Annotated in this window: 19 protein-coding genes and 1 pseudogene; 3 read left to right on the forward strand and 17 right to left on the reverse strand. The window is 40.1% G+C overall.

All coding sequences use genetic code 11. From position 1 onward, the window contains the following. Positions 1–10 precede the first annotated feature (10 nt). The 4 genes from ACFPRA_RS21395 to ACFPRA_RS21410 form a co-directional block, all read right to left on the reverse strand. Entirely contained in the window at positions 11–1,306 is a 1,296-nt protein-coding gene (locus ACFPRA_RS21395; RefSeq protein ID WP_381439253.1) for an arsenic transporter, read from the reverse strand. Between the two features lie 15 nt (positions 1,307–1,321). Then, positions 1,322–1,669, reverse strand: coding sequence for an ArsR/SmtB family transcription factor (locus tag ACFPRA_RS21400; RefSeq protein ID WP_381439255.1), 348 nt, complete (start codon positions 1,667–1,669; stop codon positions 1,322–1,324). Positions 1,670–2,189: 520 nt separating this feature from the next. Continuing rightward, positions 2,190–2,753, reverse strand: a complete 564-nt coding sequence (locus ACFPRA_RS21405; protein ID WP_381439258.1) for a YdhK family protein — start codon at positions 2,751–2,753, stop codon at positions 2,190–2,192. Positions 2,754–2,817: 64 nt separating this feature from the next. Then, the gene (locus ACFPRA_RS21410) at positions 2,818–3,144 is read right to left on the reverse strand and encodes a four-helix bundle copper-binding protein (protein WP_381439260.1); all 327 of its coding nucleotides are present in this window, start codon (positions 3,142–3,144) and stop codon (positions 2,818–2,820) included. 339 nt (positions 3,145–3,483) lie between these two features. Between ACFPRA_RS21410 and ACFPRA_RS21415 the strand changes: the two genes are divergently transcribed. After that, complete coding sequence (locus ACFPRA_RS21415; RefSeq protein WP_381439997.1) at positions 3,484–4,404, forward strand: DUF1259 domain-containing protein; 921 nt, start codon at positions 3,484–3,486, stop codon at positions 4,402–4,404. Between the two features lie 241 nt (positions 4,405–4,645). Then, positions 4,646–5,380: a metal-binding protein ZinT gene (locus ACFPRA_RS21420; RefSeq protein WP_381439262.1), complete on the forward strand. Its 735-nt coding sequence runs from the start codon at positions 4,646–4,648 to the stop codon at positions 5,378–5,380. 179 nt (positions 5,381–5,559) lie between these two features. On the opposite strand, the gene ACFPRA_RS21425 is transcribed toward ACFPRA_RS21420, so the two are convergent. The 5 genes from ACFPRA_RS21425 to ACFPRA_RS21445 form a co-directional block, all read right to left on the reverse strand. Further along, on the reverse strand, positions 5,560–6,159 hold the full coding sequence (locus tag ACFPRA_RS21425) for a hypothetical protein (protein ID WP_381439264.1): 600 nt from the start codon (positions 6,157–6,159) through the stop codon (positions 5,560–5,562). 49 nt (positions 6,160–6,208) lie between these two features. Next, complete coding sequence (locus ACFPRA_RS21430; RefSeq protein WP_381439267.1) at positions 6,209–6,523, reverse strand: hypothetical protein; 315 nt, start codon at positions 6,521–6,523, stop codon at positions 6,209–6,211. Between the two features lie 493 nt (positions 6,524–7,016). Continuing rightward, complete coding sequence (locus tag ACFPRA_RS21435; protein ID WP_381439269.1) at positions 7,017–7,961, reverse strand: DMT family transporter; 945 nt, start codon at positions 7,959–7,961, stop codon at positions 7,017–7,019. 297 nt (positions 7,962–8,258) lie between these two features. Next, positions 8,259–8,855: a class I SAM-dependent DNA methyltransferase gene (locus ACFPRA_RS21440; protein ID WP_381439270.1), complete on the reverse strand. Its 597-nt coding sequence runs from the start codon at positions 8,853–8,855 to the stop codon at positions 8,259–8,261. 71 nt (positions 8,856–8,926) lie between these two features. Then, on the reverse strand, positions 8,927–9,838 hold the full coding sequence (locus tag ACFPRA_RS21445; protein WP_381439272.1) for an HNH endonuclease: 912 nt from the start codon (positions 9,836–9,838) through the stop codon (positions 8,927–8,929). Between the two features lie 241 nt (positions 9,839–10,079). Here ACFPRA_RS21445 and ACFPRA_RS21450 point away from each other — a divergent pair. Next, positions 10,080–10,450: pseudogene (locus tag ACFPRA_RS21450) on the forward strand (VOC family protein). Positions 10,451–10,591: 141 nt separating this feature from the next. Here ACFPRA_RS21450 and ACFPRA_RS21455 read toward each other — a convergent pair. The 8 genes from ACFPRA_RS21455 to ACFPRA_RS21490 all read right to left on the reverse strand — a co-directional run bounded on the left by ACFPRA_RS21455 (position 10,592) and on the right by ACFPRA_RS21490 (position 19,653). Beyond that, positions 10,592–11,434, reverse strand: a complete 843-nt coding sequence (locus ACFPRA_RS21455; RefSeq protein ID WP_381439275.1) for an aldo/keto reductase — start codon at positions 11,432–11,434, stop codon at positions 10,592–10,594. Between the two features lie 248 nt (positions 11,435–11,682). Then, positions 11,683–12,738 carry a Gfo/Idh/MocA family protein gene (locus ACFPRA_RS21460; protein ID WP_381439277.1) on the reverse strand — a complete coding sequence of 352 codons (1,056 nt, stop codon included), beginning with the start codon at positions 12,736–12,738 and terminating at the stop codon, positions 11,683–11,685. A 69-nt stretch (positions 12,739–12,807) separates the two neighbouring features. Then, the gene (locus tag ACFPRA_RS21465) at positions 12,808–14,316 is read right to left on the reverse strand and encodes an alanine/glycine:cation symporter family protein (RefSeq protein ID WP_381439279.1); all 1,509 of its coding nucleotides are present in this window, start codon (positions 14,314–14,316) and stop codon (positions 12,808–12,810) included. Between the two features lie 212 nt (positions 14,317–14,528). Next, positions 14,529–15,269 carry an SDR family oxidoreductase gene (locus ACFPRA_RS21470; RefSeq protein WP_381439282.1) on the reverse strand — a complete coding sequence of 247 codons (741 nt, stop codon included), beginning with the start codon at positions 15,267–15,269 and terminating at the stop codon, positions 14,529–14,531. 113 nt (positions 15,270–15,382) lie between these two features. After that, positions 15,383–15,934, reverse strand: coding sequence for an NADPH-dependent FMN reductase (gene ssuE / locus ACFPRA_RS21475; protein WP_381439284.1), 552 nt, complete (start codon positions 15,932–15,934; stop codon positions 15,383–15,385). Between the two features lie 9 nt (positions 15,935–15,943). Beyond that, complete coding sequence (locus tag ACFPRA_RS21480; protein ID WP_381439287.1) at positions 15,944–16,957, reverse strand: zinc-dependent alcohol dehydrogenase; 1,014 nt, start codon at positions 16,955–16,957, stop codon at positions 15,944–15,946. Positions 16,958–17,071: 114 nt separating this feature from the next. Then, positions 17,072–18,493 carry an NAD-dependent succinate-semialdehyde dehydrogenase gene (locus ACFPRA_RS21485; protein WP_381439290.1) on the reverse strand — a complete coding sequence of 474 codons (1,422 nt, stop codon included), beginning with the start codon at positions 18,491–18,493 and terminating at the stop codon, positions 17,072–17,074. A gap of 65 nt (positions 18,494–18,558) precedes the next feature. Next, positions 18,559–19,653 carry an LLM class flavin-dependent oxidoreductase gene (locus tag ACFPRA_RS21490; protein WP_381439292.1) on the reverse strand — a complete coding sequence of 365 codons (1,095 nt, stop codon included), beginning with the start codon at positions 19,651–19,653 and terminating at the stop codon, positions 18,559–18,561. Between the last annotated feature and the right edge of the window lie 9 nt (positions 19,654–19,662).

Raw genomic sequence — 19,662 nt, forward strand, 5'->3', positions numbered from 1 at the left:
TTTGTGTTTTTCAGACTATCAACAACCATAAATAAAGACCGATTAATGTAATTAAAAGTGTAGGTATTGTGAGAATGATACCGGTTTTAAAATAAGTACCCCAAGATATTTTCACACCTTTTTGCGAGAGGACATGCAGCCATAATAAAGTGGCCAAAGAACCGATCGGTGTGATTTTCGGACCCAAATCCGAACCGATGACATTCGCATAAATCAAAGCCTCCCGGATCGTCCCTGTCGTATTCGTATCCGCAATTGCCAAGGCATTGATCATGACGGTAGGCATATTGTTCATAATTGATGATAAAATCGCTGCGATAAAGCCCATTGCAATCGTCCCTATAAACAGGCCTTGATTTGCAGCCAATTGAATGAGATCGCCAAGCACACTTGTCAGCCCAACATTCCGCAAGCCATAGACAACGACATACATTCCGATAGAAAAGAACACAATAGCCCAAGGCGCCCCTCTCAGCACCTGCCTCGTTTGAACAGCCGGACTTTTCTGTGCCATCACCATAAAGAATATCGCCATGATCCCAGCCACAATCGATACCGGCAACCCTGTAAACTCACTAGAAAAATATCCGATCAGCAATATACTTAACACGACCCAAGAAAGACGAAACATCTTGCCATCTTTTAAAACGTCTTTCGGTTCTTTTAAATCTGCAACGTTATAGTTTTTCGGGATACTTTTACGAAAAAATAAAAACAGGACTATAATACTCGCAACTAAGGCAAATAAGTTCGGTACAATCATGCGAGACGCATATTCGACAAAGCCGATACCAAAATAGTCAGCTGAAACAATATTGACTAAGTTACTTACGACTAACGGCAACGAGGTCGTATCTGCAATAAAACCACTGGCAATGATAAATGGGAAAATCATTTTTTCACTGAAATTCAAATTCCGTACCATCGCTAACACAATCGGCGTTAATATGAGCGCAGCCCCATCGTTTGCGAACAAGGCAGCTACGATCGCTCCCAGAAGACTGACATACACAAACATGCGGATTCCGCTGCCTTTTGCTAATCTTGCCATATGTAACGCAGCCCACTCGAAGAATCCGATCTCGTCTAAAATCAATGAAATAATGATGATGGCGATGAAAGCAAGCGTAGCATTCCACACAATCCCTGTAACGTCGATAACGTCCTGAAAATTAACGATTCCTACTAACAACGCGATGATTGCGCCAATACAGGCAGACCAGCCAATTGACAAATTTCTAGGCTGCCAAATAACAAAAATAAGCGTTACAATAAATATCAATGATGCCGCAATTACTGAACTCAACAAACTTCCTCCTCTTTATTCACAACAAATACGCAAGCCTTGTGCTTCGAGTTCAGTAACTAATCCGTCTTGCCCTGGAAGCTGTTCAAGGATAGCTTGTATAAATGGATAGTCTTCATGATCTACATTGACCGAGTAGAAAACCCACTTTCCTTTGCGCGTTTCTGTTACCAACTCGATATCTCTTAGTTTCCGCAAATGCTGGCTAATTGCTGGTTGACTCATGTTGAAAATCTCCACAAATTCACAGACGCAGCAATCATGTGACTGGAGCAATTTCATCATTGTCAAACGCGTTTGATCCCCAAGCAGCTTTAAGAGCTGTGATGCCCTTTGCATATCTGTCTTCACAGTATGATTCATAGGCCTTCCCTCCATTTCTACACCATCATATAATGATATGCTTATATGAGCAAGTGTTTTTATGATAGTGCAATTGCCATTTGAATGCTGACACAACCAACAATCAAATCAACAGACTGTCAAAAAGCGCCTACAACCGTTATGGTCGTAGGCGCTTTTGTATTGATCAATTACGCCTCGGCGTAATTGCGTCCAGATTTTGAATCGAGCTTGCTCGATTAACTCCTTTCAAAATCTGTGACATCCGCCAGAGGCTTGGGCCAACAGGATGTTGGTCACTCAGGCGTTGTCGCAGGACGCGGCGAACTTAGCCTGAGTTCCTCTAATCAGCAGGGAGTTTGTACTCCCCCTAATTGAAATGCCTTCTGGCATTCATCCCGCCACTTATGGAAGTGGGGGACTTCTGCTGAATCAAGTTAAACGTTCTAAGTAACCTCATTAATCAAAGCAAAATGTGCGGGTACCTCTCAAGAGAATTACGCATGCCCCTGCCTTTGCGGAAAAAAACCTCTTAGTACAATCATTCTTTAGCCGAAAGTTCACTTTCCGTTACCCATTTATGATTGATCACTTCTTCACCGCCAGTAATCGGTGTGTAATTGATCATATAGACAGTCGTTTTTTCGGATGAGACAATTTCAGCTAGAGCCCCCTTCATTCCTTTCATATGATCTGCCTCTATCGTAACTTCAGTTCCGGGTTCAAATTTTTTGTCATCTACATCCTTCATCTCTTCCTGGATCACCCATTTATGATTTTCCACTCTTTCTTCTCCAGTTACTGGGGTATAGGAGATAACATACGCTGTCGTGTCATAAGCACCCACAATCGTTGCAATAGCACCCTTCATCCCCTTCATGTGATCCGCTTTAATAATGGCTTCACTGCCGACTTTGAAGGATGGATTTACTGCTTCTATCAAGTTTACAGGGACTTTACCTACAGTGGAATTCGGATCTATTTTCATGTCTTCCAGTTTAGGTTCGTCCATGTCGTTCATACTATTTTCGTTGCTCTTTTCAGTTCCGCAGCCACTTAAACCGATCAACATGGCGGAACCTACAAGAAATAGTTGCTTCCTCATTTGAATAACACACCCTTCATTTTTCGGAACAACTTCATTGAGTATTACATTTTTTTCATATAGTTTAAGCTACCATTTGACGGCATGCTTCCGCACATTTTCGACAAGATTCAGCACAGCGTTGACAATGATCGTGATCATGTTTTGCACACTCTTCGCCGCATCGTTCGCACACTGCAGCACAAAGTTCTAAAATTTGATTGGTAAATGGGCTATTTCGCGTCATCGCTTGCGCAGCGAATGCACAAATGTCCGCACATTCTCGGTCCAGACGTATACAATCAGCCATCATCTTCAAATCTTCCTCATTTAAGCACGCTGCAAAACAGCTGTTACAGGCTTCCAAACATTCGAGACACGCTTTCAGACATTCTTCATATTTCTGATTCATAGACTCACCTCCAGAAATTTGCACTCGGTAATAATTTTCCCTTTAGCGATGGCCCTAAACTTAAAAAGAGGAAAGCCTTAAAAGTCCTTATTTTCAGTTCTCTTATATTAGAAACGATCCGCCTGTCTGTGCGTACTTACACACACTGACAATGAATGAAATTATTTATGCTTCTACGTTCATTTTCAGTTCCCTTTTGGTCATTATCGTTTCACATCCCACGCCCAATCAGAACCTCTTCTTGATTCGATTGGACAATTGTCTATTGCTGATCATTTTTTAAGCATATGTTAAACAAGTTGTTCAAATAAATATCAGAGGAGTTTGTTGATGTGTGACATGGATATGGATTTAAATCCATCTAATCTCTGCAATGAATTTGCAAGAATTCTTGACTCTACTCCCGGAGTTATCAATGGTGTCTGTATAGCCACTCGATCGAGAACCAATCTACATCCCATTGTATTAGGCAGAAGAGCAGAGGCCTTTATGTTTGTTCCCCAAGCCTTTTCGTTTGAAAATATCGATAGTGAAGGCAGAGGGCTATGCTTAGGTGAGACCGTTCTCCTACAAGAGGAAATCAATCCGTTTATGAGTGTGCTTCGTGAACATGGCATTATTGTGACAGCCGTTCACAATCATTGGCTTTTTGACGATCCGCGCCTCATGTATATGCATTTTGAGTCGATTGACCGTCCCCTTACTTTTGCCAGAAAAGTACGGGATGCCATGCAAGTCCTGATTTCACACGATGTGTTTGGAGTGGAAAATTCGCGTCATGACAGATTCAGTCATAATGATGACCTAAGAGTATTTGCACCTGGATTTACGAATCACGCCAATAAGTCTAACATTTGTGATGAATTCAATCGAATTCTAGGCGGTACAATGCACACATTTGAAAATGGTCAATGTACCGTCATGAAATCCCGTTTAAATATTAAGCCTGAAGTACTTGGTAGACGCGGACGTTCTTTCCTGCTCATTCCACAGATGTTTAGTTTTGAATCCATGACGAGTGATGGTCGTGCACTTTGTAGCGGGGAAACCGTTATTCTTCAAGAGGAAATTAACCCCTTCATTAGTGCACTTCGTCAACATGGGATTATTGTGACAGCTGTCCATAATCATTGGTTATTTGAAAATCCAAGGTTGATGTTCATGCATTGGGAATCGATTGATAAACCGCTCTCCTTTGCAAGAAAAGTGCGAGATGCGTTAAGTGTTCTTACGACTAGGGAAGTTAGAGTAAGAAGGTAATATTGTCCTTTTTCATATCTACATTGGCAAAGGCTTTTGGATTACATTAATAATATTGGAGCACAATTAGCCTAAACCCAACTAGCATCTTTGGGTTTAGGCTTTGATTTGTGCGTTTACTCTTATATAAAAGATTCTAAGTATAATTCAGAGTTCAATAAGATTTCCCCTTGACGCTTCTCTCCGACATATGTATAATTCTAAATCGTAACCATTACTATTTATAAAAAGGAGTGTACGTATGAAAATTTCATTTGCAAAAGGGGTAAGTGTACTGGCTATCAGTTCTTTACTCGTCGCGTGTCAGCCTACAGATTCTTCCGAGGGCGAGTCTACTGATCAATCACCTGTTACTGAAAACTCGGCTACAACACAAGAACAAGTAGCTGAAAGTGAACATAATCATGATCACGATCATAGTCATGCGCATGATGAAGAAACCGAACAAATTTATGCCGGCTATTTTGAAGACAGCCAAGTGAAGGATCGTTCATTGGAAGATTGGCAAGGAGACTGGCAATCGGTCTATCCCTATCTTCAAGATGGGACACTTGACGAAGTATTTACTCACAAAGCAGAGAAAAATAAGGATATGACAGAAGAAGAATATAAAGCGTATTACGAAAAAGGATACATAACAGACGTTGAACGGATTGTGTTTCAAGGGGATACGGTGACTTTCTTTAAAAATGGAGAAGAAAATTCGGGTAAGTATAGCTATGATGGGTACGAAATCCTTACGTATGAAAAGGGAAATAGAGGCGTCAGGTACATCTTTAAACTAGAAGAAGGGGAAGGACTTCCTCAATATATTCAATTTAGCGATCACAATATCTATCCAACTGAATCCGATCACTATCACCTGTACTGGGGTGACGATCGCGAAGCTTTGTTGGATGAAGTGAGTCACTGGCCGACTTATTATCCATCCGAAATAGACGGGCATACGATTGCTCATGAGATGATTGCACATTAAATTAGACGTTTTGTGATGCATGCTAATTTGAGATTGGCTATCTAACTGGTTAAGTTTGATGTAATCTATACTCCCCCTCATTTTCAGTTACTAAAGCGGAATTATATAATAATGATATTGATTTGAGGGGGATTTATTTTGTTAGTAATTGTGGTGTTCTTCGAATAAGATAGCGACTATTACTTTTTAAACTCCGTTTTCAACAGATACGCAACATCGTATTTTTTCAACTCATCTATATGGCTTTCTACGTCTTTGTAAAAATCAGTGGTCAAACTACTCATCATGCCTTCGCTTGAATAACAGATACTCGCCAATACTACTTCTCCTTCAACGATTGAATGGCTTGCTTCTTGAAAGTGGCTCCACACACTGGACATCTCACCCAAATCCCTTGGATCGGAATCGAAACCACGAATAGAACTTGTGCTGCCCTTACTGCTAACCCCGATATTGAATGATGGATACTTCTGATTGCCATCCCTATTTGAATTGGCAAAAACAATAGTGCCGCTTTCCTCTACCGATGAGGTCATAAAGCTGATTTGATCATCCACCAATTTACCCGATTCATATTTTTCAATCCACACCGAGACTTCATCTAAATCATTGTCCACATTGAAATAAAACACAAAGGATTGATCTGAAGTCGTCGAAAGTATGGCGTTTTCCCTCTCGGTTAATTCAGCAACAGAAATCGTATTTGATATTGCATCGTTACTCTTACAGGCACTTAAAACAAAGACCAGTGGAACAAGTATTGCAAACAACTTTTTCAATTTATCATCCCCCTTCCCATAGTGTACTTAAAAACTCGGATTCAACAACCTACTTTGCCATTCTACGGCGATAAATCAGTAGCGTAATCGCATTCAAGAGAATGGTGACGATCAGGAGAGTGGAGACAGCATACGTTACGGCACCCGACGTGTCCATAAGAGCAGACCAGTCCTCAATGTTGACGAGATGATTGTTATAGATTATCTGGAAACTTAGCGAAATCGCACAAGCCATGAGGCTCATCATAGAAAATACGACCCAATTTCGATTATCGTGATTTTTAGATTGCATAAGATTCACAACAGGTAACAGCCAAGCAATCAGTCCAAGTACGAGGCTACCAAGATTCAGTAAACCAATCACATTTCTTTCCCCTTCCAATAAAGTAGTCATACTATTAGGACGTTATCGGCGTGCCTTTAGTTGCATTTACTGGAAATCAATAACTCTCTCCGCTTCCTTTACTTACTGCTACTTTTTGCAAATTCACTAATTCAATAGATAAAGTCCCCCTAGAATTGTAAGGAGAATTTATCATTTTTCAATATAATAACTGCTTCTTCCTTTAGCATCTAATTCATCTATACAACCTAGTAACATTCTTAATTGAAGCGGGTAGCCCATTTGTTAACCTTCTTACATTATTACAGAACAAAATATGTATATTACACTAAAAACAATCGTACTATACATTTGAGCGAATTCTTTCCTCGATGCGTTAGTATGGCCGGAATAGCTCTTTAAGCACCTTTTCCCCGCTGCATTAGCAGGGCTGAGGTGCTTTTGTTATTCCAAAAATCAAAGTGAATAAAGGCACAGACCCAATGTCCATGCCTTTCAGATCCACAGGAGTTCCTCACCTTTTCACACTGCTCGAAACGAGGATCGAACCAATAATGACAATGATGGCACCGACAATAAATTGCAAATTCACCGGTGTGCCGATAATGACAATTTCGGTTACAATCGCCCAAAACACATACGTATTATTGAGTGATTGTCCCCTCGCAGCGCCGATTAAATCGATGGACGAATAATATAACGAGTAATTCGCAGTTCCTAATAATCCTGCGATGACAAGAAGCCAGACAATATTGGATGTCGCTGCTTCGAATACTAAAGGATAACCTTGAAAGAGTGGGACGAGGATAATCCCATAACTGAGAGCGGAAGTGATTTGCCTAATGTTAATCGCATAGAGCGGAATAACTTCCCTACCTCTCATTCCCCAAGCACCGATCACGCCTTCAAGTCCCCAAAAGATCGCGGCCCCTAACGAAAATAAGATACCGATAAAAAAGTTGCTCTCGGCCTCAAACTTCGTTGGTACATAAGCTAATACAATGACCCCGATTATACTTAATACAACGCCAGACCAAGACTTTTTGTTCATTTTTTCCTTCAAGAAAAAATAAGCAAGCACCGCCCCGATGCCCGGAAATATAGAAGCAATACTCGCGGCATAAGTGACGCCTGCATTTTGAATCCCGAGAAAATAAAAGCTCATTGCCAACGGTCCGCCCGATAGCGCCCCTAAGATTAAAATTGCACCACTTTTTGTTTTAAAAATCTTTAAGACATTGATAAATTCACCTTTGAAGATCATCAGCAAGGAAATCCAAATCGAAGAAAAAAAGTCATGCATAAACGCGGCGATAATGGGAGCGAGCATAACAGCTTCTTTGAATGGTGTACTCGCGATAATGAAGCCAATCAGTACGGTATCGACACCCCATGCGATAGCGGAAGTAGCCCCTAAGCCAATCCCTTTTTTAGCCCTTTTAACACTATTTTTAGTCATCGACTTTACCTCTTCTCCCAAAAGTCAACTGTCCGGTATGTCGCACCCAAAATCGCCTGGTGATTTGGTTGCTTAACATTTATATAACCGATAATCAATCTACATAAACGCTATAACGGACCATTCACTAATAATTACAAGTAAAAAAAATTATCAGGAATACATTTCGCAACTTTTTCATGCTGCCATACGTGCTTCTTAATTTGTCTCTTTGGGAAAAGATTATACGCCCTAACCAAAACAGGTTAGGGCGTACACTTTTGGATATGAAGAGTTCTTTTTTGGAGATTGTGCAAATCACTTTATGCTACTGGCTATAAACATCGAGGCATCCCGCTTCATAAAAATATCCTGTCCATGATAAAATGTCTTCATTTCAGTTGAGTTGAATCCAACTTCGGCTAATTTGTTTCTCAGTTCTTCATGTGCAAAACCGTTATGCACTTTCGGATGATTGATGTTTTCGTTTTTGTCAAAATCAATAATAATCAGCTTGCCGCCCTCATTTAACATGCTGAACAAAGTTTGTAAAATTTTCTCCGTGTCCGGAATATGCAGGAGGACTAGAGATATTAAGATGATGTCTGCCTTCAGTTCAGGCGTTTCTCGAGTAAAATCCGCATACAGTACTGTTGCATTGCTAATGCCTCTGTGTGAAATTTTAGCTTGTGCAACTTCCAGCATTTGTTCGGATGAATCGACCAAGAGAATCGAATCCACTATGTCTGATAACTCCAAACTCACCAGACCCGTACCGCTTCCATAATCAATGAGCGATTTTGTTTTACTATCTCCTAATTCTTCCCTTACTGCCTTCACGATCACTTTAGCCAATTCCATTCTCTCTTCTGTATCATATCTTTTTGCCATCTGCTCAAAAACGTTATTGTCCATACTCCAGTCTCCCCTTCATTCAAAATAAAAGCTGCATCGTGTGTCAAATTTTCCAATCGATGACACTTCGTTCATCCTTTAAACACATGCCTCTTATGCCATTTGAAATAAGGCTTATTCTGTTCAGTTCGGGCGATTTTCATTTTTGAACGGATGCTGTATTTTTCATAATCCGCTTCTGGAATCCTTGCTGCAATATGCAGTCTACCCTGTCCATCAAATGCGAGCAATCCATTCTCATAGAGCGCATGATGATTGCAACAAAGCAGGACGCCGTTATACGGATCGACTCGTTCAAGGTCTGTACCATCTTTCCAAGGCTTAGAATAGCTCGCGCGCAGCAATTCGGGTAGCTCAATGTCACAAAGCGCACATTTTTGAGCCCATAGCGGTAGTAAAGCGCGTCTAAATTTTTGTTTCCCTAAGCGGATTTTGGTTTTCACTTCGGTTTCCGTTTCCGTCAGCATCGGAATGAAAGGGTTATGCTCCGTTTGACGGACCGGGCTCATGGCCAACTCCAGTTGTTCGTCATCGATTTGATAAATGTTCGCGTCACTAATGAGTTCCACCAATTTGATGGCTAATTCCTCATTGCACGGATATAAATAGCCTTGATTTCCATTCCCGTCTGCTTGAAACGGGGAATATTTGATGGGCAAGTGTGGCAACAAAACATCGATTTTCGAACGTATATGTATAGGCACTTCCAGTTCATGATAGTCTAATTCCACTAAATAGCCAAGATTCTCCTGCTGCTCGTGAGCGGACGGTCTCTGCGCTATCTGGGATGCGGTTTTAGCCACGCTAATCGCCACAATATTTCCTTTGACATAATGAAAGACGCGGTCCCCTTCTTTCACTTCCTTCACCCGTAGCCATGAATGCGGTAAATTGTCACCGTTACCTTCTTTTCGTGACCAAATCATTCCTAATTCTTTTTCTTCTTGATACGTTTGGCCTTGCATTACAATGAAGCATTGCATCGATCGAACACTCCCTTAGATCTTCTATTATTATCATAACCGCTTCTTGATTTGTTTGCCTGTAATTAGTATGACTAGAAAAGTTTTCTGTCGTTTTAACCCCCACTGATTAAGGGAAGAATAAGGATAGTCTCACTTGTAAACCTTCTAATACTTGTTTTGGCAGCCTTAGATTTCAATATCTTTGCAATATTTTAAACAAAAAGAGGAGGATTCCATGGGACGATTAATTCATTTCTGAATTCACTTAGATGTTACGGAACGAGCGAAGCAATTTTATAGGGAAGTATTCAGATGGTCATTTCAAGATTGGAGTGATTATGCGGGAATGCCTTATTTGAGTGCCGTTACGGGCGATGACAAGGAAATTGGGATCAACGGGGCCTTAATGCAACGACAAAGTGGACTACCTGAAGCAGGTCAAACTTTAAACGGATTTGCTTGTCCAATGGGTATGGAAAACTACGACGCAACGGAAGAGAAAATTTTAGCGAACGGCGAGACCGTCGCCAAACCTAAACATCCCCTCCCCGGCATAGCGTGACAAGACTATTATCTAGATACGGAAGGCAATGTTTTGGCATCCATCAACCTGATGAGAATGCTAAATAGTGTTGATTGTCAAAAGAGGTTGGTCACAGAAATTGATTCTGATTTCTGTGACCAACCTTTTCTTTCCCCTTCATTATTCAAAACTATACTGATTTCCCCTAAAATCGTGGTTAGTTATAGCAGGAGCGGGTAATTATGCACCTAAAACTCTTCATACACAACTGGATCTTGATTTTTGTTTCTTCCATCGGGACGAGTCAGTTCTGAAATTATGCTCATTTCCGTTTCGTCAAGGTTGAAGTCAAAAATTGAGATATTTTCCAGTTGTCGTTCAGGCGATGACGATTTGGGAATTGAAATAGCTCCAAGTTGATAATGCCAACGTAAAATCACTTGCGAAATGGACTTGTCATGATCATCGGCAATCTTTTGAATCGTATTATTTTGTAAGACAGTATTTGCGCGAGCTAATGGACTCCAGGATTGTGTTGCAATGTTATTCTCTACATGCCACTTTCTTAGCTCTGCTTGGTTAAAAAAAGGGTGTAATTCAATTTGGTTTAAGCTCGGTTTCACACCAGTTTCTTTTTCGAGCCGTTCCATATGTTTTGGTAAGAAATTACACACGCCGATTGAACGAACATACCCCCGCTTTCTCGCCTCAATCAATGCTTCCCATGCTTCCACATAATTATCTTGCTGTGGATTCGGCCAATGAATAAGGTATAGGTCATAATAATTCAGATTTGCTCGATATAAGGATTCTTGAATAGTTGGCAACGCTTTATCATAAGTTTGGTAACGCCCTGGTAATTTGGAGGTGATGCGTAAGTCTTCCCGTGGAATCGAACTGCGTCGAACGGCCTCTCCCACAGTCCCTTCGTTTTCATAATTATAGGCGGTATCAATGAACCGATAGCCACTATCAATGGCATTTTTAATGATTTTAGCCCCTTCATCTCCATTTAGAAGATAGGTGCCAAAACCGATAGCTGGTACATTAACTCCATCATTCAGTATAATCTCCGGAATTGAATTATTCAAAATCAGTCATTCCCTTTCATAAAGTGAAACTTCAATCAGTGGGGGTTTTCCTCATCCCCCACTGATTGAGGGGAACACAAGCTAAAAGCGTCACGTCCTGTGACAACGCTTGTGTGACCAACATCGTGTTGGCCCGAACCAATCAGGCTTTTACGGGCAGTTGATCTCCCACCCATCCTTATCGTTTTACTTAAGTCTTGAGGTGGGAGTCTTACTGCCCGTTAAAGCGGGATAAACCTTTAATCGACCTACTTGGTAACCATTTGCTTATCCATAATGATGTTCTGTTTTTCTTCTGCCGACCTTTTAATTGCACTAATTACTTTTAAGGTTTCCAATGCATCTTCACCCGTTACATAAGGTTTTTCCTCTTGGCGAAGTATCGCAGAAAAATGTACAAGTTCTTCTCTGGCAGGATCGTTATCTGTAATATACAAATGTTCTTCTTTAATATGAGAGAGCCAACCAAGCTCTTCTTGCTCGTATCTGTACAGTTTCATACTCGGAAACGTTACACTTCCTTTCGTACCGAAAACTTGGTAACAATCACCATTGAATTGTGTATATTTCGCAATTTCCCAAGCGTTCAAATCATACGCCCATGGAGACGGTGTTCCATCGGATATAAAATAATTCACGAGAATGCCTTGATCCATTTCAAAAGTGACCGAGGCAGTATCTTCAACTTTATTACCTCTAATTCTATTATTCGTAACAGCATAAACTGATTTGATTTCAGAACCGGTAATGTATCTTAATGTATCCACTTCATGAATACCATTTATTAAAAGCGGACCTCCGCCCTTTTCTAACCTCCAAGGCTCTGAAAAGTAGTCATGGTTTTTAGCAAGCGTACACAACATATTGACGCCTACAATATCTCCCAACACTCCTGAGTCAATTACTTCTTTCAGCCTTCTGACTTTACTTGAGAATCTTCTATGGTGTCCGACCAAAAGTTCCACATTATGCTTCTTACACTGTTCAATAATCTCTTGTCCATCCTCTATCGTGGAAGCTATCGGCTTTTCTACGAGTACATGAATACCTTTAGCAGCACATAATTTCACTGCATCTAGATGCAATTCATTGGGTAATGTAATGATGATCCCATCTACATGACAATTATGAATTAGATCTTTGTAATCATTAAATAGTTGAACACCTAATTCCCTTGCTCTTTCCTCTGCTTGTTCACCAAATCCGGCTACCGCAACTAACTCTACATCCGGCATCGTCATAGCATCAACCGCAAACTTATACCCTTGATTAAGACCTAAAATAGCAATTTTCACTTTTTTCATAGTTACCTCCAGATTTTCATATAGTAGTATTATAAATTTCCATCCTGAATTTTCCGATTAGTCTGAATTCTAATTCGATAAAACTTTATCGCCGTATACCTTACTTGAAACTTCTTCTTCGTAATGATTACTTGAATTTTGTCTTCCCGCAACTTCTTCCCAGTAATCTGCGCCCTTAATTCCTAATTTTACCGGATCAAATGTCATTACTTCAACTTTATTTCGTTTTTGAGTCTTATAATCCTGCAAAGTTTTTAAAGCTGGTTTTAGTAAGAGCATTAGCACGATTACGTTTACATATGCCATACTACCGATCGCTAAATCTCCAAAAGCCCAAGCCGTTTCCATTGTAATAATCGTTCCCACAAATGCAAAGATCAGAATGATAAATTGAACGATTAATCTAAAAGTACTTGTATCTCCTAAATTCAAGTCTTCTTTAATATAAGCAAAGCAAGTTTCCGTCTTGTAATAATAAGCCGTCATTGTTGTAAAGCAAAAGAAAAATAGTGTAATCGCTAGGAAAATAGCTCCGAACCCTGTAAACTTCGATTCAAAAGCCAATTGCACAAACTCTGCACCCGCTCCTACTCCTGGTATATTGGCAACGCCAGCACCTTCAACATTATACATCCCTGTGATTAAAATCATAAAAGCAGTTGCCGAACAAACTACCCACGTATCAATATAAACTGCAAAAGCATTCACTAACCCTTGCTCAGCCGGGTGGTTTACTTCAGCTGCAGATCCTTCGAATGTTTCCATACCATGTCCAGCCCCATTGGAAAACACGCCTCGTTGAACTCCCCAAGATACTGCAGAACCAATAAGCCCTCCAAATGTAGCCTCTAGACCAAACGCACTTTTAATAATTAATAAAAACACATCATCCACATAACTCCAGTTAAGCGCTAACAATATAGCACATATGACAATATAAAGTACTCCACTTACAGGAACTAAGATTTCTGAAGCTTTCGCAATTCGTTTAACTCCTCCGATAATGATTACACCAAAGAGCGTAGCTATAAAAATCCCTGTCAGTATTGGAGAAACACCTAAAGCACTCGTCCAAGCGACTGATATCGTATTTGACTGAATCGTCATTAAAAAGAAACCGTTTCCAATAATTGTTGCAAACGCTACAACTAAGCCCAATTTCCTTAATCCCAAGCCTTTTTTAATATAAAACGGCATTCCACCACGATACTCTCCATCGACTTTACTTTTATAAATCTGCCCTAACGAATTCTCGATGTAAGCGGTTGCACTTCCAAGGAAAGCTGTAACCCACATCCAAAATACTGCGCCTGGTCCCCCTAATGCAATTGCAGTTGCAACTCCCGCCACATTACCTGTACCAATCCTTCCAGCTAAAGACATTGAGATAGCCTGAAATGAAGAAATACCACTATCTGTTGCCTTACTACTAAATAGTAACTTCAACATATCTTTGAAGTGTGCAATTTGAACAAAACGTGTAAGTATAGTAAAAACAGCACCCATGGCTAAGAAAAAATAGATAAAATAGATATTCCAAATCATGCCGTTAATTTTTTGCAGAAATTCAATCAACATATACATTGTCCCCCATTCAAATTGCAAGCTCGGTTTTGTGGATGATCCTAGTTTTCAAACTACTCAATTATCACGATCTTTTATTTTCTTAAATTTAAGCATTCTGTTCTACTTTCAAAAAGAATGACATAAAGGAAAAACAAATCGGTCATGGGAAATCTATTTATTCTACCAACTTGTTTTCCTTATATGATCAAACCTTAAATAATTCGTTAAATACAACGGCCACCATCAACTTCCAATTCGACTCCTGTAATAAGGCTTGCCTCGTCAGAAGCAAGAAAAGCAACGGCTTTAGCTGTATCCATCGGTTGAGCGATACGCCCTAGCGGAATGATTTTTTCATCCTCATAAAATTTAATATCTTCAGCAGTTGCCAGAGGCGTATTCGTGATTGCTGGATGAACGACATTCACCCTAATTCCAAACGGTGCCAATTCAAGAGCTATCGATTTTGAAAAAGTCGTTACAGCTCCTTTTGTGGCACCATACACCCCGTTTTCCGGACGTGCACGGACGGCCGCAGTAGATCCCGTTGATATAATGACACCTTTTCCTGCTTTTTTCATGTACGGTGCAACGGCTCTTGTTCCTAGAAAAACCCCTTTCAAATTAACAGCCATTAATCGATCATAATACTCGTCTGTCACTTCTTCTATTGGCGTTGCTTTCGTACCCAAACCAGCATTATTATACATAATATCAATTTTCCCAAAAGTCTTAAAGGTCTCTTCTGCAAGATTATTCATTTGCTCTGCTTTAGTCACATCACAAGCGATAAATTTAGCACGTCCGCCAGATGCCTCGATCTCTCTAGCAACCTCTAACCCTGGGGATGTAGGTAGATCTGCGATTACCACGGTAGCTCCTTCCTTGCTGAACTGTTCTGCAGTAGCTTTTCCAATCCCTGATGCAGCGCCTGTAATAATCGCTACTTTATCTAATAATTTCATTGTAGTTCCTCCATTTCTCAAAATTTTTGAACAGATATTCTATGATTCGGATAATGGATGAACAATCTCTTGTTCATCAATCGGACATGCTTCGTCTTCAACCTCGATAATTATTACACTTCTATTCCACGATAATCATACATTTCCAGTCTATCTAATTCACAAACTATACGTTCTTCTGCTTGATCTTTAATGTAATATTCATCTTCATGGATTTTTTCAATCTGGGAATTGTGAATAAATCCACCTTTCAATATATTTTTTGATGCTAAATAAGTTATAACAGGTTTTAAAGCATAATCTAGCATGAGAACATGTGCATTTGTTCCACCCATTGCAAAAGGAAGAACCGTTTTTCCGTGAAAAATTTTCTCAGGCAACAAATCTAAATACGTTTTTAAAATCCCGCTAAAAGATGATTTATATACGGGTGTAATAATTATTACCATCTCTGCATCTTCGACTTTCTTATGTGCATTTAGAATTTCACGGTCTTCAAAGTTACCTTTAATAAGCGCATCAGAAGGTAAATCACATACAAAGATAGAATGATGTTCATAATGATTGTCTACTAAATATTGATCCACTCTTTTGTATAGACCATACAATCTTGAATTTTTACTATTTCCGCCGTATATCGTTACGACCTTTTTCAAAGTAATCACTGCCTTTCCTCAGGACTTAATGAGTACTTTTAAAACATTCTGTCCAGATTTCATAATAGTAAGGGCTTCATTGGCATTATCTACGTCAACAATATGAGAGATGATCTTCTCTAGACTCTTCTCTAATTTAATAGACAAAGGAATTGAACTTTTAAATTCATGTCGTGTGTATGAACGTGAAGTCAACAATGTAATTTCTTTGTATTGCATCGTACTTAAATCTAGTAACGGTGGCTCCTTAAAGAGTCCGACCAATATAACTTTCCCTTGTTCTTTTACAACTGTAGTCATTTGTTGAGCAGTAATGGGTGATCCTGCAGCCTCAAACACGACATCTACTTTCCCATCAAAGTTATCCATTAAGTACTCGCCTATGTTCTTAATCTTTGTACCATCAATCGTTTTAAAACCAAATTCTTTTGCTATTTTTAACCTATGAGGATTAACTTCTGAAAGAAAAACATCTTTCACTCCCTTTTCTTTAGCGATAAGCCCAAGCATTAATCCAATAGGTCCTCCCCCTAAAATAAGAACGCTGCTATTTTCCTGTAAATCCGCTTTGTTCACTGCTCTATGCGTTACTGATAACGGCTCTATTAGGCATGCTAACTTATCAGAGAGATTATCGGGAACCTTGTGGATATTCTCAAATGGTATAGCGACATATTCTGCAAAAGACCCATTATATTCTATACCAAGTACTTTTAAATTCGTACAAACCTGATGTTGATTATTTTTGCAGGAAATACAATTTCCACAACTGTAAAGAGGGTCTACCACTACTCGATCACCTATCGCTAAATCAGTTTCACCATTAAGCTGCTCTACAACGCCTGAAAATTCATGTCCCATTATAAGCGGGTAGTTAATTCGGTGTTTTAGCCCACCATACGATATCGATAAGTCCGTTCCACAAACACCACTATACTTTACTTTAATAAGTGCATAACCTTCCTCGACCTCTGGTATATTAGCTTCTGAAATATTAATATTTAAGTTCTCATCAATCAGTACCGCTCTCATACAACACCTCATCCTGTAAAAATAGCTTCTTAAAATTTTTCATTTCAAAGTTAGGTGCTTACAACTTCACATTCATTTGTAAGCACCTAACTCATTTAGATTTTCAGAAAAGCCTTATTCATTTATCCGAATGGAAATAAATTTTGTTTCTAAGAATTCTTCAATACCATGTCCACCTTCACGGCCGACACCACTCTCTTTCACCCCGCCGAATGGGGATTCGACAATCGAAGTACTTGAGTCATTGACACCAACAATTCCGTATTCCAATTGTTCCGAAACTCTATATACACGAGAAAGGTCATTTGTATAGAAGTAACTTGCCAATCCATACTCGGTATTATTAGCTTTTTGAAGAACTTCTTCTTCTGAGTGGAAGCGCATTAAAGGTGCAACCGGTCCAAACGTCTCTTCATGAACAATTTTCATATCTTCAGTGACATCAGATAATACGGTAGGGCAATAATAAGAGCCTTTTGCATATTCCCCATCGTTTAAACGATGTCCGCCGTACAACACTTTTGCTCCTTTTTGTACAGCATCATCCACTTGATCTTGAATACCGGAAATTGCTCGCTCGTTTATGACAGGTCCGATTATACTTTCTTCATCTAGACCTAAACCGACTTTTAGCTCCGATACTTTTTGAACGAAAAGACGCTCAAATTCATCATAAATGCTATCATGTATATAAAATCTATTGGCACATACGCATACTTGACCAGCTTGGCGATATTTCAAATAAACGGCATTTTCTACTGCGAGTTCTAGATCGGCATCCTCAAACACGATAAAAGGTGCATGGCCTCCCAGTTCCAAAGAAACCCGCTTAATACTATCTGCTGCGCCTCTCATCAAGTGCTTACCAACTTCTGTAGAACCTGTGAATGTTATTTTTCGTACTTTATTGTTTTCTAGTATCACATTGGAGATTTCATTTGCGTTTCCAATGACCAGATTCGCAACCCCTGTCGGCAATTCACATTCGTCAAAGATTCGAAATAGCTCGACTGCAATACATGGTGATTCCGATGAAGGACGAACGACAACTGTACAGCCTGCTGCCAAAGCCGTTGCAACTTTTCTAGCCATCATCAGAAGTGGGAAGTTCCAAGGTGTAATGACCGCCACGACACCGACTGGTTGCTTAATGGCCATCAAACGCTTATTTGTAATTGGAGATGTGATCGTCTCCCCGTACACACGTCTGGCTTCTTCCGCAAACCATTTGAAGTATTCGCCTGATTTTTTCACTTCTCCCCTAGAGAGCGTAATCGGTTTACCTGTTTCACTCGAAATAACTTGGGCAAGCTCCTCTTGCTTTTCTAGTATTTTGCTTGCAATTCGTTCGAGTACCTCCGCTCGATTAATCGCCGGGATTTTCGACCATTTCACAAATGCTTGATGTGCCGCTTCAATCGCTTGATTTGTTTCTTCTTTTCCTACTGTTTCAACACGTCGAAACAGTTCACCAGTTCCCGGGTGTTTTACCTCAATTGTTTCTTTCGTAGCACTCCATCCGCCATTGATATACATATTTAAAACCTCCATTTGTATAATTTATATTGCTTTTACCATTGGCTCTATTTTCCCTATTCGGGTCAGACACCAACTTTATTGTGCTGTTTTAGTTTTGGAAGCACTTCTTCCTTAAGCAATCTCATTGATTTGTTCCATATTGCTTTGTTATCACCGTAATCGTATCCAGAGATTAGTAGAGTTCCAAAGCCGCCTGCACCGTCATAAAGCTTGTCAATTTGTTTGGCTACCGTTTCAGGTGATCCGACAAACCAGTTGTGCGTTGCCAAATATTCAGCTGTAACATCCTCATCTGGATAATCATCCCGATGCTTGAATCTGTGCATCATTTTCCCTCTCGTATATAACGGAATGAACCATTTCGTCCACGCTTCTCCCATTGCACCGTTGATTGCAAGATCTAGCGCTTCCTCATCCGTATCGGCAACGAGCACATGATGCACGATTCTCCAGTCATCGCGGTTAGGCGTTTTCCCGCTCTCGGCTGCCCCTTCCACAACAGATTCCCAGTGAGAAGGTGCCGTTCTTGCATTCACCCCAAGGCTCATCGGGAGGAATCCATACTTTCCAGCTAGTTTTAACGTACTAGAGTTCGGAGTGGACCCTGCTACGCCAATCGGCGGATACGGCTTTTGGAATGGTTTAATATGCAAGCGTATTGCACCATCAAACATCGTTTCTGGCGTTTTTGCACTCCAATATTTCCCTTTATATTCAAATGGATTTTCTTCTGTCCATAGCTTGAACATGATTTCAAGCGATTCCGCTGTCATTTCCCGATGCTGTCCCGCTTTTCCATCTACACCAAAGAGGTCCCAGTCAGTAGGAACTGCTCCTGGCGCAACCCCTAGCATTAATCTTCCTTGTGCCAGATGATCGAGATAAGCCACACGATGCGCTAATTCAACAGGATGGTGATACGGCAACAAATGCGCTCCTGCCGCTAGTTTAATATTTTTCGTTTGCTGCAATGCTTGGGCAATAACGATATCAGGTGATGGAATCGGTTCCCAAGCAGCTGTATAATGTTCACCAATCCAAGCTTCGGCGTAGTCCAATTCATCCGCATACTGAATCATTTCTAGTGCTGTTTGTGTTGCTTCATATAGTGATTTCTCGGGAGAAACCGTTGGCATTAAGAAAAGTCCTAATTTCATATCTATTTC

It is taken from the genome of Sporosarcina soli, assembly GCF_042655805.1.
In the GTDB taxonomy this organism is placed as follows: Bacteria; Bacillota; Bacilli; order Bacillales_A; family Planococcaceae; genus Sporosarcina; species Sporosarcina soli.